The 26,655-nt window shown below is 69.8% G+C and carries 19 protein-coding genes; 7 read left to right on the top strand and 12 right to left on the bottom strand.

Annotated features, from left to right (window positions below; translation table 11 throughout):
- Positions 1 to 21 precede the first annotated feature (21 nt).
- Together CDN99_RS12015 and CDN99_RS12010 are read right to left on the bottom strand one after the other, a co-directional pair.
- Positions 22 to 1,362: a sigma-54-dependent transcriptional regulator gene (locus CDN99_RS12015; RefSeq protein WP_088385082.1), complete on the bottom strand. Its 1,341-nt coding sequence runs from the start codon at positions 1,360 to 1,362 to the stop codon at positions 22 to 24.
- Complete coding sequence (locus CDN99_RS12010) at positions 1,355 to 3,178, bottom strand: sensor histidine kinase (protein WP_088385081.1); 1,824 nt, start codon at positions 3,176 to 3,178, stop codon at positions 1,355 to 1,357. Before CDN99_RS12010 ends, CDN99_RS12015 begins: the two co-directional genes overlap by 8 nt.
- 333 nt (positions 3,179 to 3,511) lie before the next feature.
- Between CDN99_RS12010 and CDN99_RS12005 the strand changes: the two genes are divergently transcribed.
- The 6 genes from CDN99_RS12005 to CDN99_RS11980 all read left to right on the top strand — a co-directional run bounded on the left by CDN99_RS12005 (position 3,512) and on the right by CDN99_RS11980 (position 9,307).
- Positions 3,512 to 4,435, top strand: coding sequence for a branched-chain amino acid ABC transporter permease (locus CDN99_RS12005; RefSeq protein ID WP_088385080.1), 924 nt, complete (start codon positions 3,512 to 3,514; stop codon positions 4,433 to 4,435).
- 10 nt (positions 4,436 to 4,445) lie between these two features.
- Positions 4,446 to 5,558: an ABC transporter permease subunit gene (locus CDN99_RS12000; RefSeq protein WP_088385079.1), complete on the top strand. Its 1,113-nt coding sequence runs from the start codon at positions 4,446 to 4,448 to the stop codon at positions 5,556 to 5,558.
- Between the two features lie 21 nt (positions 5,559 to 5,579).
- Positions 5,580 to 6,371 (top strand): ABC transporter ATP-binding protein, encoded by a 792-nt coding sequence (locus tag CDN99_RS11995; RefSeq protein ID WP_088385078.1) that lies wholly within the window; start codon positions 5,580 to 5,582, stop codon positions 6,369 to 6,371.
- Between the two features lie 26 nt (positions 6,372 to 6,397).
- Complete coding sequence (locus CDN99_RS11990) at positions 6,398 to 7,114, top strand: ABC transporter ATP-binding protein (RefSeq protein ID WP_088385234.1); 717 nt, start codon at positions 6,398 to 6,400, stop codon at positions 7,112 to 7,114.
- A gap of 352 nt (positions 7,115 to 7,466) precedes the next feature.
- Positions 7,467 to 7,901 carry a helix-turn-helix domain-containing protein gene (locus CDN99_RS11985; RefSeq protein ID WP_088385077.1) on the top strand — a complete coding sequence of 145 codons (435 nt, stop codon included), beginning with the start codon at positions 7,467 to 7,469 and terminating at the stop codon, positions 7,899 to 7,901.
- Positions 7,898 to 9,307: a type II toxin-antitoxin system HipA family toxin gene (locus tag CDN99_RS11980; protein WP_088385076.1), complete on the top strand. Its 1,410-nt coding sequence runs from the start codon at positions 7,898 to 7,900 to the stop codon at positions 9,305 to 9,307. Before CDN99_RS11985 ends, CDN99_RS11980 begins: the two co-directional genes overlap by 4 nt.
- A 39-nt stretch (positions 9,308 to 9,346) precedes the next feature.
- Here CDN99_RS11980 and CDN99_RS11975 read toward each other — a convergent pair whose 3' ends face one another.
- From CDN99_RS11975 to CDN99_RS11950, 6 genes are all read right to left on the bottom strand, one after another.
- A complete protein-coding gene (locus tag CDN99_RS11975) occupies positions 9,347 to 9,595 on the bottom strand; it encodes a hypothetical protein (protein WP_088385075.1) in 249 nt (82 codons plus the stop codon).
- A gap of 136 nt (positions 9,596 to 9,731) precedes the next feature.
- Entirely contained in the window at positions 9,732 to 9,929 is a 198-nt protein-coding gene (locus tag CDN99_RS11970) for a hypothetical protein (protein ID WP_088385074.1), read from the bottom strand.
- A 2-nt stretch (positions 9,930 to 9,931) separates the two neighbouring features.
- Positions 9,932 to 10,072, bottom strand: a complete 141-nt coding sequence (locus tag CDN99_RS28660) for a hypothetical protein (protein ID WP_158218827.1) — start codon at positions 10,070 to 10,072, stop codon at positions 9,932 to 9,934.
- A gap of 81 nt (positions 10,073 to 10,153) precedes the next feature.
- Complete coding sequence (locus CDN99_RS11960) at positions 10,154 to 11,260, bottom strand: Glu/Leu/Phe/Val family dehydrogenase (RefSeq protein ID WP_088385072.1); 1,107 nt, start codon at positions 11,258 to 11,260, stop codon at positions 10,154 to 10,156.
- A 197-nt stretch (positions 11,261 to 11,457) separates the two neighbouring features.
- On the bottom strand, positions 11,458 to 12,204 hold the full coding sequence (locus CDN99_RS11955; RefSeq protein WP_088385071.1) for a 2OG-Fe dioxygenase family protein: 747 nt from the start codon (positions 12,202 to 12,204) through the stop codon (positions 11,458 to 11,460).
- 151 nt (positions 12,205 to 12,355) lie between these two features.
- Positions 12,356 to 13,393: a CDP-6-deoxy-delta-3,4-glucoseen reductase gene (locus CDN99_RS11950; protein WP_088385070.1), complete on the bottom strand. Its 1,038-nt coding sequence runs from the start codon at positions 13,391 to 13,393 to the stop codon at positions 12,356 to 12,358.
- 155 nt (positions 13,394 to 13,548) lie between these two features.
- Between CDN99_RS11950 and CDN99_RS11945 the strand changes: the two genes are divergently transcribed.
- The gene (locus tag CDN99_RS11945; RefSeq protein WP_088385069.1) at positions 13,549 to 14,493 is read left to right on the top strand and encodes an NAD-dependent epimerase/dehydratase family protein; all 945 of its coding nucleotides are present in this window, start codon (positions 13,549 to 13,551) and stop codon (positions 14,491 to 14,493) included.
- 57 nt (positions 14,494 to 14,550) lie between these two features.
- On the opposite strand, the gene CDN99_RS11940 is transcribed toward CDN99_RS11945, so the two are convergent.
- The 4 genes from CDN99_RS11940 to CDN99_RS11925 form a co-directional block, all read right to left on the bottom strand.
- Positions 14,551 to 15,138: a rhomboid family intramembrane serine protease gene (locus tag CDN99_RS11940; RefSeq protein WP_088385068.1), complete on the bottom strand. Its 588-nt coding sequence runs from the start codon at positions 15,136 to 15,138 to the stop codon at positions 14,551 to 14,553.
- A 146-nt stretch (positions 15,139 to 15,284) separates the two neighbouring features.
- Positions 15,285 to 16,628 carry an HlyD family type I secretion periplasmic adaptor subunit gene (locus CDN99_RS11935; RefSeq protein ID WP_088385067.1) on the bottom strand — a complete coding sequence of 448 codons (1,344 nt, stop codon included), beginning with the start codon at positions 16,626 to 16,628 and terminating at the stop codon, positions 15,285 to 15,287.
- On the bottom strand, positions 16,625 to 18,826 hold the full coding sequence (locus tag CDN99_RS11930) for a type I secretion system permease/ATPase (protein WP_088385066.1): 2,202 nt from the start codon (positions 18,824 to 18,826) through the stop codon (positions 16,625 to 16,627). Before CDN99_RS11930 ends, CDN99_RS11935 begins: the two co-directional genes overlap by 4 nt.
- A gap of 135 nt (positions 18,827 to 18,961) precedes the next feature.
- Positions 18,962 to 26,644: a hypothetical protein gene (locus CDN99_RS11925; RefSeq protein ID WP_088385065.1), complete on the bottom strand. Its 7,683-nt coding sequence runs from the start codon at positions 26,642 to 26,644 to the stop codon at positions 18,962 to 18,964.
- Between the last annotated feature and the right edge of the window lie 11 nt (positions 26,645 to 26,655).

Raw genomic sequence — 26,655 nt, 5'->3', positions numbered from 1 at the left:
GATCGGCCGGGCGACCGTCGTTCAGCGGAACTCGTCGAGCTGGATGCCGTGCCGGTGCAGCTTGTCGTAGAGCGTCTTGCGCGGCGTGCCCAGCAGCTCCATCGCCGCCGGCACCTTGCCGCCGGTGCGGCGCAAGGCCTGCTCGATCAGCGCCTTCTCGACCATCTCCATCTGCCGCGCCAGGCCCAGGTCGGGCACCGCCAGCATCGCGGCGCTGCTGTCCAGGTCTTCCAGCGCCAGCACGAAACGGTCGGCCGCGTTGCGGATCTCGCGCACGTTGCCGGGCCAGTCGTGGGCCATCAGGTCGCGCAGCTTGTCCGGCGTGAGCTCCGGCGCCTCGCGCTCGTAGCGCTTGCAGGCCTGGGCGACGAAGTGCTCGAACAGCAGCGGGATGTCCTCGCGGCGCTCGCGCAGCGGCGGCAGCATCAGCGTGGCGATGTTGAGCCGGTAATACAGATCGCTGCGGAACTGGCCGCGTTCACCCAGCTCCTTCAGGTCGGACTTGCTCGCCGCGATGAAGCGCACGTTGATCAGCTGCTCCTCGTTGGAGCCCAGGCGCTCGATGCGCCGCTCCTGCAGCACGCGCAGCAGCTTGATCTGCAAGGGGATCGGCATGGTCTCGATCTCGTCGAGCAGCAGCGAGCCGCCGTTGGCATGCTCGATCTTGCCGATGCGGCGCTTGCCCGCCGAGGTGAACGCGCCGGACTCGTGCCCGAACAGCTCGCTCTCGAACAGCGCTTCCGGCAGCCCGCCGCAATTGATCGCGACGAAGTGGCGGTCGCGGCGCGGGCTCTGGTCGTGCAGGCAGCGCGCGACCAGTTCCTTGCCGGTGCCGGTCTCGCCCAGGATCATCACGTCGGCCGAGGTCGACGCCAGGTTGAGCACCTGCCGCCGCAGTTGCTGCATCGACGGCGACTTGCCCAGCAGCGCCGCCTCGATGCCGCTGGCCGCCTGCAGCTGGCTGCGCAGTTCGTCGGCGGAGTGGCGCAGCATGCGCAGGTCCAGCGCGCGCCGCGCGGTGTCGATCAGGCGCTCGGGCGCGAAGGGTTTCTCGATGAAGTCGTAGGCGCCGGCCCGCATCGCCTGCACCGCCATCTGCACGTCGCCGTGCGCGGTGATCAGGATCACCGGGATGCCGGGATCGGTGGCCAGCACATGGGCCTGCAGCGCGCGGCCGTCCATGCCGGGCAGGCGCACGTCGGTGACCACGATGATCTGCGCGCCGGGCTGCACATGGGGCAAGGCCTCCTCGGCCGAGCGGCACGGGATCACGCCGAACCCCTCGAGCTCCAGCGTCTGGGTCAGGCTGACCCGCACCGGCAGGTCGTCCTCGACGAACAAGACCTTGTAGCCCTCAAACATACTGACCCTCCTCGGCCTGCCAGGTGTCGACCGCGAGGTCGAACTCGAAACTCATGCCATGGTCCAGCCGGTGCGCCCGCAGCGTGCCGCCGAACTCGTGAACGATCTTGGACGAGATCACCAGCCCCAGCCCCAGGCCCTCGCCCGCGGGCTTGGTGGTGAAGAAGGGCTCGAACAGGCGCGGCAGCAAGGCCTCGCTCAGCCCCGGGCCGCTGTCCTGGACCTGCACCAGCACGCGCTGGCCGTCCTCCAGCGGCAAGGCCGCGATGCGCAGGCGGCGCTCGACGCCGTCGTGCGGCGGCTCCGACGCGATCGCGTCGATGGCGTTGGCGAACAGGTTGACCAGGACCTGCTCCAGCCGGTTGGACTCGGCGCTGACGCGCAGGCCGGCCGGCACCTCGACCTCGAAGCGCAGGTCCAGCGCGCGCGTGCGGTGCTCCAGCAGCAGGCGCGCGTTGTTGACGCTGGCGAGCAGGGACACCGCCGTGCTGGCGCGCTCCGCCTTGCGGGCGAAGCTCTTGAGCTGACGCGTGATCGTCCCCATGCGCTCGACCATCTCGTCCATCGTCTGCAGGTTGTCCGCGACCGCTTGTGTGCGGCCGGCCTCCAGCAGGCGTTGCGAATTCCGTGCCAGCGCGCGCAGGGCGGTCAGCGGCTGGTTGACCTCGTGCGACAGACCGGCCGACATCTGGCCCAGCACCGCCAGCTTGCTGGTCTGCAGCAGCTCGCCCTCGGCCTGCTCGCGCTGGGCGATCTGGTCCACCAGCTCCTCGTTGATCTGGCGGAGTTCCGCCGTGCGGTCGTCCACCGTGCGCTCCAGTTGCGCGTGCGCGTCCTGCAACTGGGCCTTCGCATGGAAGAGCTGGCGCAGCGCGCGGCGCCGCGAGGCCAGGTACAGCAGCAGCATGCCGATCGCCGCGCCGAAGGCGGCGCCGCTCCACGCCGCCAGCCGCGCCTGCCGGCGGACCTCCGACAGGTCCGACAGCGCCAGCAGCCGCAGGCCCAGCGGCAACAGCTGGCGCTCCTGCGCGAGCAGCGTGGTGCTGGCCGGCGCCGGCGCGCGCACCAGCAGGCTGTTGTAGGCCTCCAGCGCGCCGGGCAGGTGCAGGTCCGGTCCGACCCGCGGATACCGCGCGCTGGCGTGCAGGCGGTCGCGCTCGGCCACGTCGGCGCGGCTGAGCACGGCGTACTTCCAGTCCTCCACCGAGCTCATGATCACCACGCCCTGGTCGTCCGCGACCAGGATGCGCTCCCCCTGCGAGCGCAGCCCCAGGTCCACCCAGGTGGCCTCCAGCGGCGCCAGGTTGAGCTTCACCACGATCACGCCCTGCAGCTTCTGGTTGCGGCGCAGCGGATGCAGGAGGAAGAAGTTGGTGCTGCCCGCGACGCCGGCCTGGCCCGTGTCGGAGGCGAAGAAGTGATGGCGGTCCTGCTCGATGGCCTGCTGCAGCCGCAGCGGCGGCGTGAGCGGCTCGCTGGCCGCGAGCACGCGGCCCTGGGCGTCGGCCACGAAGATCTGCGTCGTCCCCGCCCGCACGTTCACGCGCGCGAGCATCAGGCTGGCGGCGCGGCGCGCGGTCTCGTCGTCGGGGTGCTCCATCAGGCGGGCGACGCCGTCGTCGATCGCCAGCAGGCTGGGCAGGTAGGCGTGCCGGCCCAGCTCCGTCTGCAGGTTGGAGGCGTACAGCTCCAGCCGCTCGGTGACCAGCGCGCTGAGCTGGTCCAGGCTGGCGCGTTCGCTCAGCCGGTGGCCCAGCACCAGTCCCAGCAGCATCAGCACCCCGGTCAGATACAGATAGAAGCTGGGGCGGCCCAACTGATGTGCGAGCCGATGCTTGAAAGAAGGGGATGAAGCTACCGAATCCATGTGAGACGAAAAACGTCGCCTAGTGTGCCCAAGTTGTCACTCCCGGTGCACGGGCGCGGAACCGATTTTCTTCACTGGCGGGTATTCGCCCGGCTGTCGAGGCGGTTTGTGCGGATTTCCGCACCTTGTCGCGTCGCCGAGACTGGGATCACGCTGCCGCCCGGTGTCCCTGGACGCTGCGGATCAGTGAATACCCTTGAAACGGACGGATTGGCACGGGGGTTGCACCCACCACTGCGTCGCGCGGGCCGCACGCCGCGTCCAACAACATGCCGGGGCCTTATGGAGATACTTTTTCAGCAGATCATCAACGGGCTGGTGCTCGGGAGCATGTATGCCCTCGTCGCGCTGGGCTACACGATGGTCTACGGGATCATCAACCTCATCAACTTCGCGCACGGTGACGTGCTGATGGTCGGCGCGCTGGTCAGCTGGACCGTCGTGACGGCGCTGGCCTCGCTGGGGCTGCCGGGCTGGGCGCTGATGCTGATCGCGCTGGCCTGCGCCGTCGTGGTGTGCACGCTGCTCAACTACGCGATCGAGAAGATCGCCTACCGGCCGCTGCGCAACGCGCCGCGCCTGGCACCGCTGATCACCGCGATGGGCGTGTCGCTGCTGCTGCAGACGCTGGCGATGATCGTCTGGAAGCCGAACCCGAAGCCCTTCCCGCAACTGCTGCCGGCCGACCCGATCCAGATCGGCGGCGCGGTGATCACGGTGACGCAGATCGTGATCCTGGTGACCACGGTGGTGATCCTGGGCGGCCTGCTGTTCCTGGTGAACCACACCAAGATGGGTCGCGCGATGCGCGCCACCGCCGAGAACCCGCGCGTGGCCGCGCTGATGGGCGTCAAGCCCGACGCGGTGATCTCCCTGACCTTCATCATCGGCGCCGCGCTGGCGGCGGTGGCGGGCCTGATGTGGGCCGCCAACTACGGCACCGCGCAGCACACGATGGGCGTGCTGCCCGGCCTGAAGGCCTTCACCGCCGCGGTGGTCGGGGGCATCGGCAACCTGGCCGGGGCGATGGTGGGCGGGGTGCTGCTGGGCCTGATCGAGGCGATCGGCGCCGGTTACCTCGGCGACCTCACCGGCGGCGTGCTGGGCAGCCATTACGCCGACATCTTCGCCTTCGTGGCGCTGATCCTGGTGCTCACCCTGCGGCCGTCCGGCCTGCTCGGCGAACGTGTCGCCGATCGCGCCTGAGGAGCCCGACATGCAGAAGAAACTCAACCAACTGATCGTCTTCCTGATCGCCGGCATCGTGCTGGTGGCGCTGCCGCTGTTCGCGCAGCAACTGGGCAACGGGCCGGTGCGCATCATCGATCTGGCGCTGCTGTACGTGCTGCTGGCGCTGGGCCTGAACATCGTGGTCGGTTACGCCGGCCTGCTGGACCTGGGGTACGTCGCGTTCTACGCGGTCGGGGCGTATCTCTTCGCCTTGATGAACAGCCCGCACCTGGCGGAGAACTTCGAGAACATCGCGGCCAGCTTCCCGCAGGGGCTGCACATGCCGCTGGTGGTGGCGATCGTGCTGGCGGCGGCGGTGGCGGGGCTGTTCGGCGTGCTGCTGGGTGCGCCGACGCTGAAGCTGCGCGGCGACTATCTGGCCATCGTGACGCTGGGCTTCGGCGAGATCATCCGGGTGTTCCTGAACAACATGGAATATCCGCTGAACATCACCAACGGCCCGCGCGGCATCGGCCAGATCGACGGCGTGCACTTCCTGGGCTTCGAGTTCAGCCAGGCGCATGAGATCCTGGGCTTCACGGTGCAGTCCGTGACGATGTACTACTACCTGTTCCTGGCGCTGGTGATCGGCTCGGTGGTGATCTGCTACCGGCTGGAGAACTCCCGCATCGGTCGCGCCTGGATGGCCATCCGCGAGGATGAGATCGCCGCCAAGGCCATGGGCATCAACACCCGCAACATGAAGCTGCTGGCGTTCGGCATGGGCGCCACCTTCGGCGGCGTGTCGGGCTCGATGTTCGGCGCGTTCCAGGGCTTCGTGTCGCCGGAGTCGTTCAGCCTGCAGGAGTCGATCATGATCGTCGCCATGGTGGTGCTGGGCGGCATCGGCCACATCCCGGGTGTGATCCTGGGGGCGTTGCTGCTGGCGGCGTTGCCGGAGGTGCTGCGCTACGTCGCCGGGCCGCTGCAGGAGATGACGGACGGTCGCCTGGACGCGTCCATCCTGCGTCAGCTGCTGGTGGCGCTGGCCATGATCGTGATCATGCTGCTGCGTCCGCGCGGCCTGTGGCCCTCGCCCGAGCACGGCAAGGCGGCGCCGCAACCGACCGGCGCCAAGGGCGCCGCCAACGCGGCCTGAAGACCGCAGGAGCAAGAACGAATGACTGAAACCGTACTGAAAGTGGCCGGCGCGTCCAAGCGTTTCGGCGGTCTGCAGGCGCTGTCGGATGTGGGCATCGAGATCAAGAAGGGCCAGGTCTACGGCCTGATCGGCCCCAACGGTGCCGGCAAGACGACCTTCTTCAATGTGCTGACCGGGCTGTACGTGCCGGACGGCGGCACCTTCGAGCTGGGCGGCCAGGCGTACAAGCCGCAGGCGGTGCACCAGGTCGCGAAGACCGGCATCGCGCGGACCTTCCAGAACATCCGCCTGTTCGCCGAGATGACGGCGCTGGAGAACGTGATGGTGGGCCGCCATGTGCGCACGCGCTCGGGCCTGCTGGGCGCGGTGCTGCGCACGCCCGGCTTCAAGAAGGAGGAAGCCGAGATCGCCGCGCGGGCGCGTGAGCTGCTGGCCTACGTCGGCATCGCCAAGCACGCCGACTTCAAGGCGCGGACGCTGTCCTACGGCGACCAGCGCCGGCTGGAGATCGCGCGCGCGCTGGCCACCGATCCCAAGCTGATCGCGCTGGACGAGCCGGCCGCGGGCATGAACGCGACCGAGAAGGTGGTGCTGCGCGAGCTGATCGACCGCATCCGCAACGACGGCCGCACCATCTTGCTGATCGAGCACGACGTGAAGCTGGTGATGGGCCTGTGCGACCGCGTGACGGTGCTGGATTACGGCAAGCAGATCGCCGAAGGCACCCCCGCCGACGTGCAGCGCAACGAGAAGGTCATCGAGGCCTACCTGGGCGCGCATGCGGCCCAGGCGGCCCATGCCGCGCCTTGAACGCCGGCGAACAGGAAATCAAGACGATGGCAGACAACATCCTCCTCCAGGTCGAGGGCCTCAAGGTCGCCTACGGCGGCATCCAGGCGGTCAAGGGCGTGGACTTCGACGTCCGCGAGGGCGAGCTGGTGAGCCTGATCGGCGCCAACGGCGCCGGCAAGACCACCACGCTGAAGGCCATCACCGGCCTGCAGCCGCTGGCGGTCGGCGACGTGAAGTTCCTCGGCAAGTCGATCAAGGGCCAGGGCGCCTGGAACCTGGCCAAGCAGGGCCTGGTGATGGTCCCCGAGGGTCGCGGCACGTTCACGCGCATGACGATCACCGAGAACCTGCTGATGGGCGCCTTCATCCGCAAGGATTCGGAGATCCAGGCCGACATCGAGAAGGTCTTCGGGCTGTTCCCGCGGCTGAAGGAGCGCCGCAGCCAGCTCGCCGGCACCATGTCCGGCGGCGAGCAGCAGATGCTGGCCATGGGCCGCGCGCTGATGGCCCGCCCCAAGCTGCTGCTGCTGGACGAGCCGTCGATGGGTTTGTCGCCGATCATGGTCGACAAGATCTTCGAGGTCGTGAACGACATCCACCGCCAGGGCGTGACGGTGCTGCTGGTGGAGCAGAACGCCAGCCGCGCGCTGGAGCTGGCCAACCGCGGCTACGTGATGGAGTCGGGCGTGGTCACCATGCAGGGCGACGGCAAGACGCTGCTGAACGACCCGAAGGTGCGCGCGGCCTACCTGGGCGAGTGAGCGCCGGGCGCGAGGCCCTTTGAACCGCACCCCATCGGTTGGACAACGATCCGGCCGATGGGGTGTTTTTCATGGGCACGTGGCTGCTTGCCTGGTGGGACGGCGCCTGGAGCCGTTCACCGTCTGATCGGTTCATGGGCGTATCGATTTCGATACGTTCGTGTATTTGGTATCGTATACGCAACGAACAGGTGTTGTGTATTCGGTCGAATTGGTTCAAGCTGACCGTATACGCAACGTCGCCAGGCTTGGCGCGATGTGTCGTCCATCGTTTGAAGGGCGCATCGCCTCGGGGCTCGACGCATGCGTCGGCCGATATCTGATCCACGCCTGATCCACGCCTTACTTGCGCATGACCACCTCCTCGCAACTCGCCCAGCGACTGGCCGTGGCGCTCGACGCCAGCGGCCTGACCCGGCAGCAACTGACCGAGCACGCCGGCGTGAGCCGGCAGGCGCTCTATCGCCTCCTGAAGGGGCAGGACGTGCAGCTTTCCACCGTGCTGGCCGTGATGGACGCCCTGGGCGTGGACCTGGCGCTGGTGCCGCGCGGGCTGCGGCGCGGCCTGCCCGAGCTGGACCTGAACGACGTGATCCCGGACAACCTGGGCGGTTTCGTGGCGGAGCCGGCCGCGCCGGGCCATGGGTCGTCGAAGACGGGCGGGCCGGCCAAGCGGGCATCGACCCTGGCCGCGTCGCCCCGGATTCCGGCACCGGTCGCGGCGCATGCGCCGTCGGCGGTGCAGCGGCGGCTCGCGGCGCTCAAGACCAGGAAGGCTGAGCGATGAACATTCCGGTGCTGGTCATCAAGCTGCATGGCGAGCGCATCGGCTGCCTGTTCAAGTTCGAGCAGCCGGGCCTGCCGCCCATCCTTCGTTTCGCCGCCGACGAGGCCTATGCGCGCCTGCCGTGGGCGCGCGCCGACGTGCTGTCGGAATCGATGCGCGCGGGCACGCCCGAGCAGCAGCAGTCCTTCTGGCTGGACGTGACCCGCCCGGAATTCAACGCGGTGCTGGGCGGTCGCGGCGATTGGCAACTGCCGCCGTTCTTCCAGAACCTGCTGCCGGAGGGCGTCTTCCGGCGTTTCGTGGCGGAGGAGGCCGGCATCGATCCGCTGGACCACATGGCGATGATCGCGGCCTGCGGACGGAACATGCCGGGCGCGGTCACGGCGGAGTGGGAAGACCTGCCGCGCCTCGCGCTGCAGCGTCTGATCACGCAGAACCAGGACGCGCTCGAGGCCACGGTCTGGGCGGAGCCGTTCCAGGACGCGCTGTCCATCTCCGGCGTGCAGCCCAAGATCGGGGTGAACCGGGATGGCAGCGGTCGTTTCGTCGGCCGTACCAGCCAAGGCGAGGCCGCCATCATCGCCAAGCTGCCGTCATCGGATTACCCCCGGATGCCGCAACTGGAAGCGCTGTGCATGGACCTCGCCGCGCGGGCGGGCGTGGGCATCTGCGAAGTGGTGCTCGCGCCGATGTCGGCGCTGGCGGCGCCGCATCGCTACGACCTGGGCGAGGAGTTCGGCGGCGAGTTCCTGGCCGTCACCCGTTTCGATCGCGAGGGCCGGACCAAGGTCCACTTCGAGGATTTCGCGCAGGTGCTCGGCTGCCCGCCGGAGCAGAAGTACGCCGAGTCCTACCTCGCGATCGCCGCCGTGCTGCTGGACCTGCCGAGGTGCGGGGAGGGCGCGGTGCACGAGCTGCTCCGCCGCATCGAGGTCAACGAGTTGCTGGGCAATGCCGACATGCACCTCAAGAACATCGGCCTGCTGTATCGGGACCGGCATGAGGCCGAGTTGGCGCCCGCGTACGACATCACCTCGACCGTGCTCTACACCGGGGCGCGCGGCCATGCCCTGAAGCTGATGCCCGAGGGGGACGGGCAGAAGCAGCACGCCGCGCCGGTGCTGGGGCCGGAGCGGCTGCGGGACTTCTGCTCGGCGCTGGACCTGCAGACGCCGTCGGCGGCGAAGGTCGTCAGGGACGTGGCCGCGGCGGCGGCGCAGACCTGGCTCGCGCCCATCCTGGCGAGCGGGCTGACGCCGCGGCAGAAGTTGCTGCTGGTCTCGCGGCTCGCGAATCACCCGCACGCGACGCAGGCGATGGCGCGGCTGCGGCGACCGGATCTGCAGGCGCAATGGGCCGCCGCGGAGGCCGACTTGCGCGCGGCCGGCGCTCCAGCGGGCGCTTGACCGACCAGGCGACAAGGCGCGACACGCGTCGCCCGTGGGTCACTTGCCCTTTTCGATCGACAGCAGCGCGGTGAACACGCATTCGAGGAAATCGCCGCAGCGCGCGCTGCGGTTCAGGTTGTCGGAGCGCGCCTGCGCCGCTTGTGCGGCCTGGCGGGCGCCCGCGCGTTGCAGGTCGATCGAGGCCTGCTGCTCCCGATCGGCCTCGCGAGCGGGGTTGTAGGCGCAGCCGCCGAGCAGCCCCGCGACCAGCACCGTGCCGACCGTCCACCGTGTGGCGTGAATCATCTGTCTCTCCCTGAATTGCGTTGTCGCTCTTCCGCCGACGTGGTCGTCGATCGGGCTGGGCGGCATTCTGCCGTCTTCGGCGCATGGCTGCAGGCGCTAAAGGCGGCGCCGGACGGAGGCGTCGATCGAGCTTGAATCAAAAGCGCTGGTCGAGTCCCGCCTGACGCAGCACGGCGTTGGCCATGAACCGCGACTTGATCGTGTGGTCCATCGGAAATCGGCGTCCGTCCGACGTGGCGACCCCGACGGATGCCTCGGGGTCCCACTCGGCTTGAATCAGCAGGGGTCTGTTCATCCGCGGACCGTACGCCACCATCATCTGGATCGAGTGCATCGTCAAACCCCGTCAATCATGGAGCCGCACAGCCCGGTGCGCGGCCGTTGAAGGAAGGGATGGATGCCGGACAGCCGCGCCTTCAGCGTCATTGACGCGCTGTTGTCGAAAGCGGGGCGGCCCGCGAGCTTGCGGACCTGCATTCGGGCCAGGCCGCGTTCATGGACGTGCCGGCGGACGCCCATCGCGGCGATGCGCCGCGATGGGCCTGGATCAGCGCTCGATCAGACCGGCTTCACCAGCAGCGAGCGGGCCCAGGCGTCCGCCTCGCGGGCCGGCGTCTGGCCGCTGATCTTGATGCGCTCCAGCAGTTCGGCGACACGGCCGCGGATCTGGCCGACCTCGGCCATGACGGCCGCTTCCTCGCCTTCGTTGCGGTATTCGCGGGCGACGCTGACGATGCCGCCGGCGTTCACCAGGTAGTCCGGCAGGTAGGTGATGCCGCGCGCCTGCAGGGCATCGCCGTCGGCGGCCGTCGCCAACTGGTTATTGGCGGCGCCGGCGATCAGGCGGGCCCGCAGCGCGGGGATGGATTGCGCGTTCAGCGTCGCGCCCAGCGCGCAGGGCGCCACCACGTCGACGTCGGCGGCCAGGATCTCACCCACGCCGACGGCTTGCGCCCCGAGCTCGGTCACCGCGCGGGCGACCTTCTCGCCGTTCACGTCGGCGACGACCAGCTTGGCGCCGGCCTGATGCAGGAACTCGGCCAGATGCCAGCCCACCGCGCCCAGGCCCTGCAGCGCCACGCGCACGCCTTCCAGCGACGCGCGGCCCAGCACGCGCTTGACACCCTCGTCGATCGAGACGAACACGCCGTAGGCCGTCTTGGGGCTGGGGTCGCCGCCGAAGGCGCCGTCACGCGGAATGCCAGACACGTAGGACGTGTGGGCGGACATGCCCTTCATGTCGGCGGTGGTGGTGCCGACGTCCTCGGCGGTGATGTAGGCGCCGTCCAGCGACTGCACCGCGCGGCCGAAGGCGGCGAACAGCGCGGGGCGGTCGAAGTCGCCGGCCGGCTTGATGATCACGGCCTTGCCGCCGCCGAAGGGCAGGTTGGCCAGCGCGTTCTTCAGGCTCATGCCCTGCGACAGGCGCAGCGCGTCGTTCAGCGCGGCCAGCTCGTTGTCGTAGCTCCAGAAGCGGCAGCCGCCGAAGGCCGGGCCGCGCGCGGTGCTGTGCACCGCCACGATCGCCTTCAGGCCGGTGACCGGGTCGGCGGCCAGCAGCACGCGTTCGTGCGGGGCCTGGTCGGGCAGGCCGAAGAGCGAGGAGGGGATGGAGTCGGAGGCGCCGGCGGCGAGCGCGCGGGCGATGTCGGTGATGGCGTTCATGAGCGAGCCTGCACTTGTGATGCTTGATGAGACCCGGCGCCTGGCGCGCCGGCGGGGCCCGCTGCGCTTGTGGCGCGCGGGTGCGTCAGTGTAGGCGCAGCCGCGCCCGGCCTTCAGGCGGCGCGGGCATCGCTCGATGCGCGCCTTGCATGCCCGGGCGAGGAGGGGCGGGCTGCCGCCGCGTGGCGCGGCGACCCTCAGGGCCCCATGAAGGCGTCCGACCGCAGCGTCACGACCAGCGTGTCGCGGTGGCCGGGATGGGCCGGGTCGATCGGCTGGATCGGCGTGGTCTCGTGGATGACGCGCTCGTCGTCGAGCAGCAGCAGCGTCCAGGGCTCCATCATCGTGAAGCGCTGGCCGCGCGGGCCGTCGGCCTCGAAGACGCGCGATTCGCCGCCCTTGATGCCGTGGCGGGACAGCATGAAGACCGCCACCAGGTCGACACCGTCCCGGTGCGCGCCCTCCGGCGTCGGGCGGCCGATGCCGCCGGCGGTGTCGATGCGGAACTGGTGCGCCTCGACGAACCAGGGGCGCGCGCCCTTGAGCCGGTCGGCCACGCCGGCCAGTCCCAGCAGCAGTCGAGGCCAGATGGGCAGGTCGACGGCGGCCGGCGCCATCGGCTCGAACCAGCGCTCCAGCCCGCCGTGCAGCGCGTTGTAGTCCAGCGGCTGCCAGTGCGCCCGGTGCGGCGCGAGGCGCACTGCCGGGTCGGCCTGCGCGTCGACGACGAAGCTCGCGTGGCGCCGGGAGCGATAACGGCCGCCGTCGCGAAGATAGGCGTCCGGCGGCAGGTCGTTCCAGAAGGTCTGCAGCGCGCGCAGGTCTGCGCCCTGGCAGTGCAGCCAATGCGTCAGGCTCTCGGGCGCGATGACGGTGTGGCCGAGGTCCTGCAGTTGTTGCTCGAACTGCGCGGCGCTGGAGTAGGGCGGCGGGAAATGCTTCATGGCCGGCAGTATGAAACGAGGCGGGCGCGATGGCTTAACTCACGCCGCGATCGGGGGATTCGCGGTGCGTAAAGCGGAGCTTGCATGCGGCGCCCGCGCGCGGCACTTGCGCGAATCGTGCCGCGCCCGGCCGCCGCATTGCGACGCGGGCTCAGCCCGCGTGCTTGTCCAGCTCGGAGGTGAACGCGTCGGCATAGAACTCCTCCGCCGGCAGGCCGCAGCGCGCCACGAAGTCGCGCTGCGCGGACTCCACCATGATCGGCGCGCCGCAGGCGTAGACCTGATGGCTCGACAGGTCGGGCAGGTCGGCGATGACGACCTGGTGGACGAAGCCGGTGCGGCCGGTCCAGCCGTCCTCGGCCTTGGGCTCGGACAGCACCGGCACGTAGGTGAGGGTGGGCATCGCGGCGGCGGCCTGCTCGGCCCAGTCGTGCAGATAGAGGTCGGCCTTGGAGCGGCAGCCCCAGTACAGCGTCACCGGACGGGTGATGCCCTGGTCCTGGATGCGCTCCAGGATCGCCTTGATCGGCGCGAAGCCGGTGCCCGAGGCCAGCAGCACGATCGGCTTGTCGCTGTCCTCGCGCAGGAAGAAGCTGCCGAACGGGCCTTCCATGCGCAGGATGTCTTTTTCCTTCAGCGCGCCGAAGACGTGGTCGGTGAACTTGCCGCCGGGCATGTGGCGGATGTGCAGCTCGATCGCCGGCGGCGTGCCGAGGCGGCTCGGCGCGTTGGCCATCGAGTAGCTGCGGCGCGCGCCGTCGCGCAGGATGAACTCGACATACTGCCCGGCGCGGAACTGTAGGTTCTGGTTGGCCGGCAGTTGCAGCTTGACGACCGCGACGTCGCCGGCCGGCTTGTCCAGCGTCAGCACGCGGCTGGGCAGCTTGAGCACCGGGAACTCGCCGGCGCCGGGCACCGTGCGGGCCTCGACGACGCAGTCGGTCCGTGGGCGCGCACAGCAGGTCAGGATCATGCCCTTGGCCTCGTCCTCGGGCGGCAGCGCCTTGGACTGGTGCTCGCCATGCACGACCTGACCCTCGATCAACTGGCTCTTGCAGGAGCCGCAGGCGCCGTCCTTGCAACCGTAGGGCAGGCCGATGCCCTGGCGGATGGCGGCGGCCAGCACGGTTTCGTCGTCGTCGACGGTGAAGTTGCGGCCGGCGGGCAGGACGGTGACCTGGAAGCTCATGATGCGAAGGCGGCGCGGGCGGGTCCCGCACGGAGTGGAACAAGGGGCGCGCCCAAGGCGCGCTGGGGCCAAGCGACACGGCCCGCGCGGTCGTGAGACCAGGGCGCGAGCCGTACACTGGGCCTCCATTTTGCCTGAGCCCCGCAGCGCCGTTCATGCCCGGATCGAATCCCGCCTCGCCGTCCCGCACCCGTCGCGCCCGCCGCGGCCGCTTGCTGATCATTGGTTGCGGCGATGTCGGGCAGCGGGTGCTGCGGTTGCTGGCCGGGCGCTGGACGGTGTTCGCGTTGACGAGCAGCGCCGACCGCGTCGCCGCGTTGCGGGCCGCGGGCGCGATTCCGCTGGTCGGCGACCTGGATGACGCGCGCACGCTCGGCCGCCTGGCGGGGCTGGCCGATCGCGTGCTGCACCTGGCGCCGCCCGCGACCCAGGGCCGCACCGACGAGCGCACCCGGCGCCTGCTGGCCGCGCTGGCGCGGGGCGCGAGCCCGCTGCACCTGGTCTATGCGAGCACCAGCGGGGTCTATGGCGACTGCGGCGGCGCCCGCATCGACGAGTCTCTCCTCCCCAACCCGTCCAACGACCGGGCCTGGCGCCGCGTCGATGCCGAGGCGCGGCTGCGGCACTGGGGTCGCGCGGCCGGCTGCGCGGTGACGATCCTGCGCGTGCCCGGCATCTATGCGTTCGACCGCGACGGCGGGCATCCGCGCGAGCGGCTCGCCAAGGGCCTGCCGGTCCTGGCGCGGGAGGACGACGTCTTCACGAATCACATCCAGGCCGACGATCTGGCCCGGGCCTGCCTGCTGGCGCTGATGCGCGGTCCGGCGCAGCGCGTGATCCACGCCAGCGACGACAGCGAGTTGCTGATGGGCGACTACTTCGACCTGGCCGCCGAGTTGTGCGGCATGACGCCGCCGGCGCGTGTCGCCCGGGCGGATGCGGCGGCGGTGTTCTCGCCGATGCAGATGAGCTTCATGAACGAGTCCCGCCGCCTGGACAACGGCCGCCTCAAGCGCGAGCTGCGCCTGAGGCTGCGTTATCCGACGCCCCGGCAGGGGCTGTTGGCGGTCGAGGCCGGACCGCGGCCCGCCGGCGCCTGAGACGACGACGGCGCCCAGGGGCGCCGTCAGGTGCGGAGTCGCGGGTCGGTGGCCGGATCAGCGGCGGCGGCCGCCGCGCCAGTAGTTGATCATGAGCCACGCGCCCAGCATGCCGCCCAGGTGCGCGAAGTGCGCGATGCCGCTGCCGCCGGTGATGCCCATGAACAGCTCGATCGCGCCGAAGATGGCGACGAAGTACTTGGCCTTCATCGGAATCGGCGGGAACAGCGGCATGATGACCCGGTCCGGGAACAGCAGCCCGTAGGACAGCAGCAGCCCGAACAGCGCGCCCGAGGCGCCGACGGTGGGCGCGAAGGATCCCATCACCAGCGTGAACACCAGTTGCGCCGCGGCGCCGGTCAGCGCGCTGGCCAGCAGCAGCTGCGCGTAGCGCTTGCCGCCCCAGACGGTCTCCAGCTCCGAGCCGAACATCCAGAGCCCGAACATGTTGAAGAACAGGTGCCAGATGTCGCCGTGCAGGAAGGCGTAGGTGACGGGCTGCCAGACCTCGAAGCGGCCGCTGTTGAGCGGCCACAGCGCCAGCAGGCCGGTGAGGCCCAGCCCTCCGGGCAACAGGTTGAACAGACAGAACAGGCCCACGCAGATCAGCATGAAGGCCTTGGTCACCGGAGGAATGAAGGGCATGGGTCGGGCGTCTTCAGAAGGCGTCGTGTTCGGCGCGTTGGGAAGGCGCAATGGACATGGGGTCAAGCCAATGCGTTCGGCCCAGTGTAGCCGTGCCCCGCGTCGGTCCGGATCGACCCGCGCGGGGGGACGGCATCGCCTTTTGCTCAGCGCTCGCGCAGGCTTTCCGACCGGTGCTGGATCAGCGGCGACAGGAAGTACTCGATGACGCGCCGCGTGCCGGTGCGGATGTCCACCGTGCCCGACATGCCGGGACCCAGCGGCAGCGTCCGTCCTTCCACGATCAGGTGGCGTTGGTCGAGGTCGACCGTGACGGCGTACAGCAGGCCGCGTTTCTCGTCATGGATGGCGTCGCGCGACACATGCCGGACGTGACCGGTGATGGTGCCGTACCGGGTGTAGTCGAAAGCGTCGATCTTGACGGCGACCTCCTGGCCCTCATGCACGAAACCGACGTCCCGGTTCTCGATGAAGGCCTCGAACTCGACGCGGTCGCTGGTCGGCACGATCTGCATCAGCGGCTGGGCGGCCGGGATCGCCGCGCCGACCGTGTGCACGGTCAACTGCTGCACGGTGCCGTCCACCGGCGAGCGCAGTTGCAGCAAGGACTGGCGCGCGGTCGCCTTCGTCACGTCCTGGGCGGCGGCCTGCGCCATGCGGGTGGCCTCGGACAGCCGGTCCTCGGCCGCCTTGCGCATGTTGGCGCGCAGCTCCACCTGCTGGCTGCGGGCCTGGGCGAGCTGGCCCTCGATGTCCAGGCGGGCCATGCGCCTTTGCATCCAGGCGTCCTGGGAGACGTCGCGGGTCTGCGCCAGCGCCTCGTAGTCCTTCTCGCGCTCGATGGCGATGGGCAGCGCGGCAACATGGTGCCGGATCTCGGCGTCCAGGCGATCGCGCTTGGCGACGTACTCGCTCCACGCATCGGACAGGAACTGCTCGCCCGCGCGCTGGCGCTCGGCGGGGATGCCGGTCACGACGCCCAGGCGCGGCGTCCGCCCGGTGGTCAGCGCATCGATCAGGGCGCGGTGGATGGCGGCCTGGACGGCCCCGGACTGGCGCTCGCCGTCGGCCTTGTCGAACTCGGTGTCGATCTCGCGATCGTCGAGCTCGATCAGCAGCTCGCCGGCGCGCACCTGCTGGTTCTCCGCCACGTGCAGCGCGCGCACGCTCGCGACCTGCGTCGCGGAGATGGTCTTGGTCTCGCCGGTGACGGCGATCTTGCCCTGACCGACCGTGACGATGTCCACCTGGCCGAAGACGGCCCACGCCAGCACGATCAGCACCATCGCGATGAGGATGCGGGCGAGCCAGCGTCCGGCCGGAGACACCGGGCTGGCCTGCAGGGCGAGCGCGGCGGGCAGGAACTCGGCCTCCTGGGCCGTGAGGTCCGGCGCGCCCGCCGCGGACTGCAGACGCCACGCGTGGCGGGTCACGAGCCAGTAACGGCCGAGCAGTTCGGCGGCGGCTTGGAGACGATGTCGGATGTTCATGATTGCACCTCGCGGAGACCGTGCTGCAGCGAATTCAGGTGGGTGTAGATGCCGTCCGGGTGGGCAAGCAACTCGTCGTGCGTGCCGAACTCGGCGACCTCGCCGCGTTCCATGACCACGATGCGGTCGGCGTCGCGGACCGCGGACAGGCGGTGGGCGATGATCAGCACGGTGCGGCCCTTGCAGATGGCGCGCATGTTGTCCTGGATGATCCGCTCCGATTCGTAGTCCAGCGCGCTGGTGGCCTCGTCGAAGATCAGGACGCGGGGGTCGCCGATCAGCGCGCGCGCGATCGCGATGCGCTGGCGTTGACCGCCGGACAGGCCGGTGCCGTTCTCGCCGACCATCGTGTCGTAGCCATCGGACAGCTCGCAGATGAAGTCGTGCGCGCCGGCGAGCTTGGCGGCCTGGATGACGGCCTCGATGGGCAGGGACGGATTGACCAGCGCGATGTTGTCCCGGATGGACCGGTTGAACAGCACGTTCTCCTGCAACACCACGCCGACCTGCTGGCGCAGCGAGGCGGTGTCGATCACGGCGATGTCCTGGCCGTCGATGAGCACGCGGCCGCGGTTGGGCACGTACAGGCGCTGGACCAGCCGCGTCAGGGTGCTCTTGCCCGAGCCGGAGCGCCCCACGATGCCGATCACCTGGCCGGGTTCGATCTTCAGGCTGACGCCGCGCAGGACGTCCGACGCGTCGGGCTTGTAGCGGAACGCCACCTGGTCGAACTCGATCGCGCCCGACAGGCGCGGCAGGCGCGTTTTCTGGCCGGCGACCTCGGGGCGCGCGTTGAGCACGTCGCCGAGCCGCGACACGGAGATGCCGACCTGCTGGAAGTCGTTCCACAGCTGGGCCAGCCGCAGGATGGGGCTGGAGACCTGGCCGGCCAGCATGTTGAACGCGACCAGCTCGCCGACCGACATCTTGTTGTCGATCACCAGCATGGCGCCCATCCACATGATGGCGGCGGTCACCAGCTTGCTGATCAGCGTCACGCCGCCGTTGGACAGCGTGGCCACGTTGTTCACCGACTGGCCGGCGGTGACGTAGCCGGCCAGTTGCTTCTCCCACTTCTGGATCCAGCGCGGCTCGACGGCCATGGCCTTGACGGTGTCGATGCCGCTGATGGTCTCCACCAGGAAGGACTGGTTCTCGGCGCCCTTGTTGAACTTTTCGTCCAGCCGCTTGCGCACCATCGGCGTCACCAGGACGGAGAGCACGATGTAGAGCGGGATCGACAGCGCGACGATGAGCGTGAGGGCGGGGCTGTACCACAGCATCACGGCGAAGAAGACCAGCGAGAACAGCAGGTCCAGCACCAGCGTCAGCGCATTGCCGGTGAGGAAGGAGCGGATGTTCTCGAGCTCGCGGATGCGGGCCACGGAATCGCCGACGCGCCGTGCGTGGAAGTAGGACAGCGGCAGGGTCACGAGGTGGCGGAACAGCCGGGCGCCCAGCTCCACGTCGATCTTGTTGCTGGTGTAGGAGAACACCCAGGACCGCACGCCGGTCAGCACGACCTCGAAGACGATCGCGCAGATCAGGCCGATGGCGACGACGTCGAGCGTGCGCATCGCGTGGTTGACGAGCACCTTGTCCATCACCACCTGGAAGAACATCGGCGTGACCAGCCCGATGAGCTGGATGAACAGCGAGATCACCAGGACCTCGGTCAGCACGCGGCGATAACGGACGATGGCGGGGATGAACCAGGTGAAGTCGAACTTGGCCATCTCGCCGGCGAAGGAGGCCTTGCTCGTGAAGAGCAGCAGCGTGCCGGTCCACAGGGCGAGGAAGTCGTCCAGCGCCAGCACCGTCGGTTGCTCGCCCGGGTACTGGACGAGCAACTGCACCGGCTTGTCGGCGGATTGGCGGCATTGCGCCACGATCAGGAACTTGCCGCTGTGGCGGTCCTGGGCAATCGCGGGCAGCGGCGCCTGTTGAAGTCGCCGCGGATCCTGGCGGACCGCCTTGGCCTTGAAGCCCAGGGACTGGGCGGCCAGCAGCAAGGTCTGTTCGTTGAAGGCCTCGCTGCCGAATTGATGGGAGATCTGGGCCTGGTCGGCGGAGATGCCGTGCAGGGCGGCGAGCGACAGGAGGCAGTGCAGGCCCGAATCGGGCGGCGCATCGGCCGCGGTCGTGGTTGTGGTTGTGGTTGTGGTTGTGGTTGTGGTTGTGGTGTTGTTCTGTTCCATGGGAACTCCCTGTGCAGCCACCGCGTGTCGGGAGCGGGCCGCCGCGAGGGCGGCCCGGCTCGGTGCACTTGAATCAATGGCTCGGTTGGCGTGATCGCCGCGGCCGGCCGGAGCCGGCCGCGGCGCGCGACGGGGTCAGCCCTTGTGCGGGGAGGCCAGGCCGCCCAGGATCGGCGGCGAGCTGGCGGCAGGATTGCTGGCCGTCGGCATCGCGGGCGGGACGTCGAAGCTGGACATCGCCTGGATCAGCGCGGTCGGGTCGGTCGGATTCATCGACATCGTCTTCGCTTGCGCCTGGGCGATCGAGGCGGACAGCATGCTGGCGCCGTACTCGTCGGGCATGCGCGTGATGTCGAAGTAGCCGCTGCCGGGCACGGCATCCAGCTCCGCCGCGGAAAGCTCGAACTGGAGGTTGGACGACCATGGATTGCGGAAGATGATCTTGCCGTTGTCCGGATCGATGCCCACGACGGCGAACGCATGGCTGTTCACCAGGTTGGTCTTGCCATCCGCCCCCGTCGTGCCCTGCTTGAAGCACGAGTAGGTGACCAGGCTCGAACCGTCCTTGAAGGCCGCGACGATCGCATCGTAGGCCGATGCAGCCGTGCCGTACCCGCTGTAGCCACCGCCGGTCAGCGTGTTCATCGTCGTGAACGTGTAGTTGCCGGCCAGCCCCGAGGCAGTGCCGCCTCCCCACATGCCGGTGTTGTTGCCGTCGGTGGTGGCCTTGGAGAGCGCATCCTCCATGAGCCGCGTCCAACTGCCGGCACCGATGGCGGTGCCATAGTTCGCCACGGTGCTGTCCACCGTCACGAAGACCGGGTTGTGGTTGCCGTCGTAGAGCTTGACGGCGTAGGTGCCGTTGCCGTTGGCGCCGATCAGGCCGGACAGCCGCTCAGGTGCCAGGGTGGCGAAATCGACCAGCGTGGAGACCACGCCGCAGTCGCCGATGCCGCCTTGGCTGACGCCCTTCGCGGCCTGCTGGATCGAACCATTGAACAGGGCCAGGTCCGACACATCGGTGTAGCCGGAGTCAAGATGGCCGTCGATGCCCAGGAACCATTCGTTGATGGACGCAGTGAAGGCGGCGGCGCTCATGTTCACGCAGACCCCTTCCTTGATCATGCTGGACATCAGCGACGACACGTAGCTCTGGGTGCCATCCAGCGCCTTGGCGCTGGCCAGCGTGCTCGTGAAGGTGCTGAACTGGGCGGCGGTCAGGCCGTCCGCGCCGATCTGGCCCTGCATCTGCTGCAGCATGGCCAGCACGGAGTCGTAGTTCAGCGTCGCGTCGCCGGACCCGGTGGCGACATAGCCGGCATGGATCGCGTTGGCGCTCTTCAAGGCGATGGCGCGATGCGCGGCGTCAAGACCCTGCAAGGCGGCCAGCGACATCTGGTTGATGCCGGAGGCGGGAATCGCCGCGAAGGCATCGGTGGACAGGGCGTTGAGCCAACGTGCGCTCACCGAGTCCCAGTCCGTTGCCAGACGCAACTGGTCCGGCCGGATGCCGGCGACCGCGGACAACGGGATCCACTCGGGATCGGCGATCGCGGCGAACTGCTCCACGGTCATGCCCTGGACCTGCGCGGCGGTCAGGCTCCGCAGCGCGGAGGCGCCGAAGTTGCCAAACGCATTGCTCGGCACGGCGGCGAAGGCCTGCGCGGACAGGGCGCCGAGCCAGGCGCCGTTTACCGCCCTCCAGGCACCGGGCTGGATGACCGCGATCTGCGCCGCGGTGAGCATGGCCACGGCGTCGGGCGTCAGCGACTGGGGCGACGACAAGGCTCGGAACTGGTCGATCGTCAATGCCTTGACCGCATCCGGTCGCAGGCCCTTGATGCCGTCCGCCGACAGCAGGCCGATGTTGGTGAGCGAGGCGAGTTGATCGAGGGTCATGGCGCCGACGGTCGCGGCGCTCAACTGACCGATCGCGCCGGTGTACAAGGTTTTCATCGCGGCCGGGGGGATGGCGGCGAAGGCCTCGGGCGTCATGGCGTTGAACCACGCGCCCCACATGTTGCCGAAGCTGCTGCTGATGTTGCTCACCTGCGCGGCGGACAAGGCGCCGACGGCGGCTGCGCTCAGCCCCTGCGGGCAGGAGAGCCGGGCGATCTGCTCGGGGGGCATGGCGCGGATCGCATCAGCGGTGATGCCTTGCGACCCGGCCGATGACAGCGAGCCGAGGTTCTTCATCGCCATCAGTTGCGGGCCGCTCAGGGCGCTCACGGCGGTGGCCGTCAGTCCCCCGATCGCAGCACCTGACAACTGGGCCATCGCGCCCACGGGCAGGGCGGCGACGGCGGCTGGCGACAGGGCGTTGAGCCAGGCGCTGCCGACCGCGTTCCAGCCGATCTGAAGGGTCGACACCTGAGCCGCCGAGAGGGCGGCGACCGCGCCGGTCGACAGCGACTGGGGACTGGACAGGGCGGCGACCTGTCGCGGTGAGAGGGCCGCGACGGTGGCGGCGGACAGTCCCTGGATCGTCGTGGCGGTGAGCAGGCTGATGCCGCCGCCGGGCAGGGTGGCCAGGTCGCTCGGCGACAGGCCATTGATCCAGTCCGCGCCGACTTGAGTCCACGTCACCGAGGCCCACGGACCGAGCGCGGCGCTGCGCACGGCGTTGGCGTCCGAGGACAGGCTGGCTGAAGGCAGGGCCGCCAATTGGTCGATGGACATCTGGGACACCATCGCGGTGCTCAGTTGCGCGAGGACCGAGGTCGACAGGCTGGCCAGTGCCGCTGGCGGCAAGGCCGCGAAGGCGCTTGGCGACAACGCGCCGAGCCACGATGCATTCACCCCGCCCAATCCTTGGGAGAGGGCGCCGACTTGAGCCGGACTGAGCGCGGCCACGGCGCCAAGCGATAGCGAGCCGACGTACTTCATCGACCCGACCTGCGCTGGCGACAGGGCGGCGACGGTCGACACGCCGAGCCCCGCCGTGGTCGCCGCGGTGATCTGGCCGCAACCGGACGGGGGCACCCCCGCCAGGCCGTCGAGGGACAGCGCGTTGAACCAGTTCGCGTTCATGTAGAAGAAGGTGAACGTGATCGCCGCGACCTGAGCGCTCGACAGCGTGCCGACGGCCGCTGCGGGAAAGCTGTCGACGTGCATGCTGCCGATCTGTTTCGGAGACAGGGCGCGGATGAAGTCGGCGCTCAGCGCCTTGCAGGCGGCGGACGAGATCTGGGCGCTGCCCGCGTTGCCCGCCGGAATGGCTGCCACGGTTGGTGCGGACAGGGTATTGAGCCAGGTCGCGGTGATGGTGCTCCAGGTCGCCGCTGCGATCGCTCCGGCTTGGGCCGGGCTGATCGCGGCGATGGCGGCGGGCGACAGCGTACCCAGCGCGGGCAGGACCGCCAGTTGCGCGGGCGTCAAGGCGGCGATGGTCGAGGCGGCCAGTCCCGGTGCCACGGAGGGGGACAGCTTGGCGATGTCCGCGACCGCGATGCTGGCGATGAACGCCGAGGTCTGTCCATTGAGGCGGTCCGCGCCAGCCAGGGCCCAGTCCGTCGGAGCGAGCGCGTTGACGCGGATGGCGGCGGCCTCGGGCGACAGCAGCTCGGGCGACGGGATCGCCGCGAGCTGGGCGATGCTCATGGCGGAGAGCACCGCCGTGCTCAGCCCCTGAACGATCGACGGCGACCAGGCGCCGATGGCGGCCGCGGGCAGCGCGGCGATGGCCTGCGCCGACAGCGCGTCGATCCAGCCGGCGCTCACGTGGTCCAGGTGGTTGGCGATGGCGCCGACCTGCGCGGCGCTCAAGGCGGCCACGCTGGCCGGTGCCAGGAGCGCCGGGTCCGCCAGCGCGCCCACTTGCTCGGCCGTCATGGCGCGCACGGTGCTGGCGTCCAGCGCCGCGACAGCCGCGGCGCTGAACCTGCCGACGCCGGTCAGCGGAATCGCCGCGATGGCGGCCGGCGACAGGGCGCCGATCCAGGCACCGCTGACGCGATCCCAGGGGGCGGGCAGGTTCGCGATCTGCGAAGCGGTCAGGCCCGCGACCGCGGAGGGCGCGAGCAACTCCAGGTGCGCCAGCGCGGACAGTTGCTCGGTGGACATCGCGGCGATCGTGCCGGCCGGGAGCTTGCCGATGGCCTGATCGGAGATCCGGGCCACGATCGAGGACGGGATGACGGCGATGGCGGCGGGCTGCAGCACGTTGAGCCAGTCGGATCGCAGTGTGCCTTGCCGAGCCAGGATGGCCCCCAGTTGGGGCCCCGTCAGCGCGGCGACGACGCTGACGGGCAGCGTGTCCGGCGACGGCATGGCGGCGATCTGCTGGGGCGTCATCGCGGCGGCAACCGCGGCCTTCAGCGACGACGTCATCTTCGGGTCGAGCTGGCCCAGCACGCTGGTGGGGATCGCCGCCAGGGCGGAGGCGGAGAGCGTGTCGAACCCCATGCGCAGCCAGTCCGAGGGCAGGAATACCGGCGTCTGGGCGGCCGTCAGGCCGGCGACGGCCGCGGGCGACAGATAGGAGGCGTTGCTCATCGCGCCGAGCTGCGCCGGGGTCAGCGCGGCGACGGTGGTGGCGGTGAGCTGGCTGACGACACTCGGGGTCAGCGACTGGACGAGGGTTGGCGCGATGGCGGAAAGGGCCGTCGGCGACAACGCGTTGATCCAGCCTGCGCGCATCGATGCCAGCGAGGGCAGTGCCGCGGCCTGATCGGCGCTGAGCGCCGCGACGGCCGCGAACGACAGATTCTCGACGTGCGAGAGCGCGACGATCTGCGCGGGCGACATGGCCCGGATCGTGTCAGGCGACAGCACCTCGGGGTTGGCCAGGGCGGTCAGTTGAGCCATGCTCATGGCGGTGATCGCGCCGGGGCTCAGCGCCCGCAGCGAGTCGCTCCGCAGCTTGGCGATGCCCGCGGGCGGGATCGCGGCGATGGCGTCCGTGGACAGCGCGCTCAGCCACGCGGGTTGCATGTTGTTCCAGCCGACGGAGATGCTGGCCACCTGGGCAGCCGTCAGTGCGCTGACGGCATCAGGGCTCAAGCCGTCGATGTGGACCAGCATGCGGATCTGCTGCGGCGTCATGGCACGCACCGCGGCGGCGGAGACGCCCTGCGTCGCGAGCGTTGTCAGCGAACTCAGCTGCGTCATCGACGTCAACTGGGCAACGGTCATGGCGCCGACCGCGTTGGCGCCCAAGGCTGCCACGGCGGTCTTGGACAGTTGAGCCATCGCGCCGACCGGGATCGCGGCGATGGCCGACGACGACAAGGCATTGAGCCAGTCACCGCCGACCGCGGCCCAGCCGGTCTGCAGGGCGTTGACCTGCGCGGCCGTCAGGCTGGCGGCGGCCGCGGGACTGAGCAGCTCCGGATTGCTCAGGGCCGCGATCTGACGGGGGGACAGGGCGGCGACGGTGCCGGCCGAGAGTCCCGCGATCGCGGTGGTGGGGATCAGGCTGAGGCCGCCGGCCGGCAGGGTCGCCAGCTCGGCGGGCGACAGGGCATTGAACCAGTCCGCGCCGAGGGTGGCCCACTTCGTCGAGGCCCAGGGGCCGAGCACGGCGTTGCGGATCGCGGCGGCGTCGGTGGACAGCATCTCCGGGGCGGGCAGTGCCGCCCACTGGTCGGCCGACAGCGCGGAGGCCGTGGCGACGCTCAGGCCCTGGATGGTTGCGTTGGAAAGCTGACGGAAAGCGACCGGTTGCAGGGCCGCGACGGTGGCGGCCGACAGGCCGTTGATCCAGGCCGGGCTGACGTTGCCAAGGCCTTGCGTGATGGTGCTGGCCTGTGCCGGGCTCAGCGCGGCCGCCGCAATCGGCGACAGTGAGCCGATGAGCGTCAGCGACGCGATCTGTGTCGGCGACAGGACGCTGATCGTCGAAGCACCGAGCCCCGCCACGGTCGACGCGCTGATCTGGGAGAACGCGGTGGCTGGCACGGCGGCCAGGGCCTGCGGCGAGAGCGCGTTGAACCAGCTCGCGTTCATCCAGTAGAAGCTGAACGTGATCGCCGCGACCTGAGCGCCCGACATGGCGGCGACGGCCGCCGTCGAGAAGGCGTCGACATGCATGGAGGAGATTTGTTGCGGGGACAGGGCGCGAACGAAGTCGGCGCTCAACGTCCTGCAGGCAGCGGTCGAGATCTGATTGCTGCCCGCGCTGCCCGCCGGGATGGCGGCCACGGCTTGCGCGGACAGCGCGTTCAGCCATGCGGCGCTGAAGCTGGCCCAGGCCGTCGTGCCGATTGCGCCGACCTGTGCCGGGCTGATCGCGGCGACGGCGGGAGACGACAGGGTGCCGAGCGCGGGCACCGCCGCCAACTGCGTTGGCGACAGCGCGGTGATCGTCGAGGCGACCAGTCCGGGGGCCACGGCGGCCGGCATCTTGGCGAGGTCCGTCGGCGCGAAGGTCGCGATGACTTCCGGCGACTGGGCGTTCAGCCAGGCGGCGGTCACCAGCGTCCAGTCTGCCGGCCCCAAGGCGGCGGTGCGAACCGCCGCGGCCTGTGTCGACAGCAGCTCGGGCGACGGGATCGCGGCCAGTTGCGGAGCGCTCATGCCGGACAGCATGTTGGCGTCCAGTGCCGGAACGGCAGCGGGAGAAATCTTGCCGATGTCCGCCACCGACAGCGAGGCCACGGCATCGCGCGGGAGCGCATTGAGCGAGTCGGCGCCCACGCTCGACCAGTCGATGGTGAAGGACGCGATCTGGGCCGCGGTCAGGGCGGCGATGGTCGTCGGCGAGATGAGCTCGGGGTGGGGAATCGCCGCCAACTGCTGAGCCGACATCGCGCCCAGGGTGGTGGCCGTCAGCCCTTGGACGACCGCGGACGAGAGAGCGGGGATGTTGCCGACCGGGATGGCGCGCAGGGCGTCCGGCGACAGGGCGTTGAACCAATCGGCGCCGACGCTGATCAGACCTTGGGCCAGGGCGGCGACCTGGTCCGGGCTCAACGCCGCCACGGCGGCCAGGGACAGCGAACCGAAGGCCGGCAGCGCGGCGATCTGCGCGGGGTTCATCGCGCGGATGGTGCTCGGGCTCAAGCCGGCGGCCACCGTCGCGGAGAGCCGGCCGATGGTGGTGAAGGGAACGGTGGCCAGCACATCCGCCGACAACGCGTTCAGCCACGCCGCGCTCGCCTTGGGCCAGGCGTCCTGACCCAGGGCGGCCACCTGCGCGGCGCTCAGGGCCGATACCGCGTCGGGGGCCAGCGCTTCGATGTGGGCCAGCAGGGCCACTTGCGCCGGCGTCCAGCTCTTTACGACGGCGGCCCGCAGGCCTCGGGTGCCGTCCTCGGAGAGGTCGGCGAATTTGGTGAACGAGCTGAACTGGCCCGCCGAGAGGCCGGCGACCGTGGCGGCGGTCAAGCCCGCGACGGTGGTGGCCATGAGGCGCCCGATGCGCAGCGCCGGGATGGCGGCGATGGTGGCCGGGGCCAGGTCATTGATGAATGCGGCCGGCAAGGTGGACCAGCGCCGTAGGCCGGGAATCCTCTGCGCCGTGATGCCCGCGCGGGCGGCGGGCGTCAGGGCGCTGAGCCAGGCCACGCTGAAGTAGCTCCAGCCGTTCACCATGGCCGCCATCTGGGGCCCGGAGAGGCTGCCGACCGCCGCCAGGGACAGCGACTGCGGCTGATGCATCGCCGCGATCTGCTGGGGAGTCAGCACACCGATTTGCTGCGCCGTCAGGGCGTGGAGTTGCGACGCCGTCATCGCTGCGATTTGCGCGCTGCTCAACCACTGGCAATGCGCCATGTCGAGCGTGCCGATCGCGCTGGTCGGCACATGCGCGAGGTCCTGCGCGCTCAGCGCGGAAAACTCGGCTTGACTCAGGGCATTCAGATTGGAGAGGGGGGTCATTTGGGTATCCG

This window comes from Roseateles aquatilis (genome assembly GCF_002205645.1).
Lineage (GTDB): Bacteria > Pseudomonadota > Gammaproteobacteria > Burkholderiales > Burkholderiaceae_C > Roseateles > Roseateles aquatilis.
Note: the sequence above shows the minus strand (reverse complement) of the source record. Positions and strands in the feature narration are given on the sequence as shown.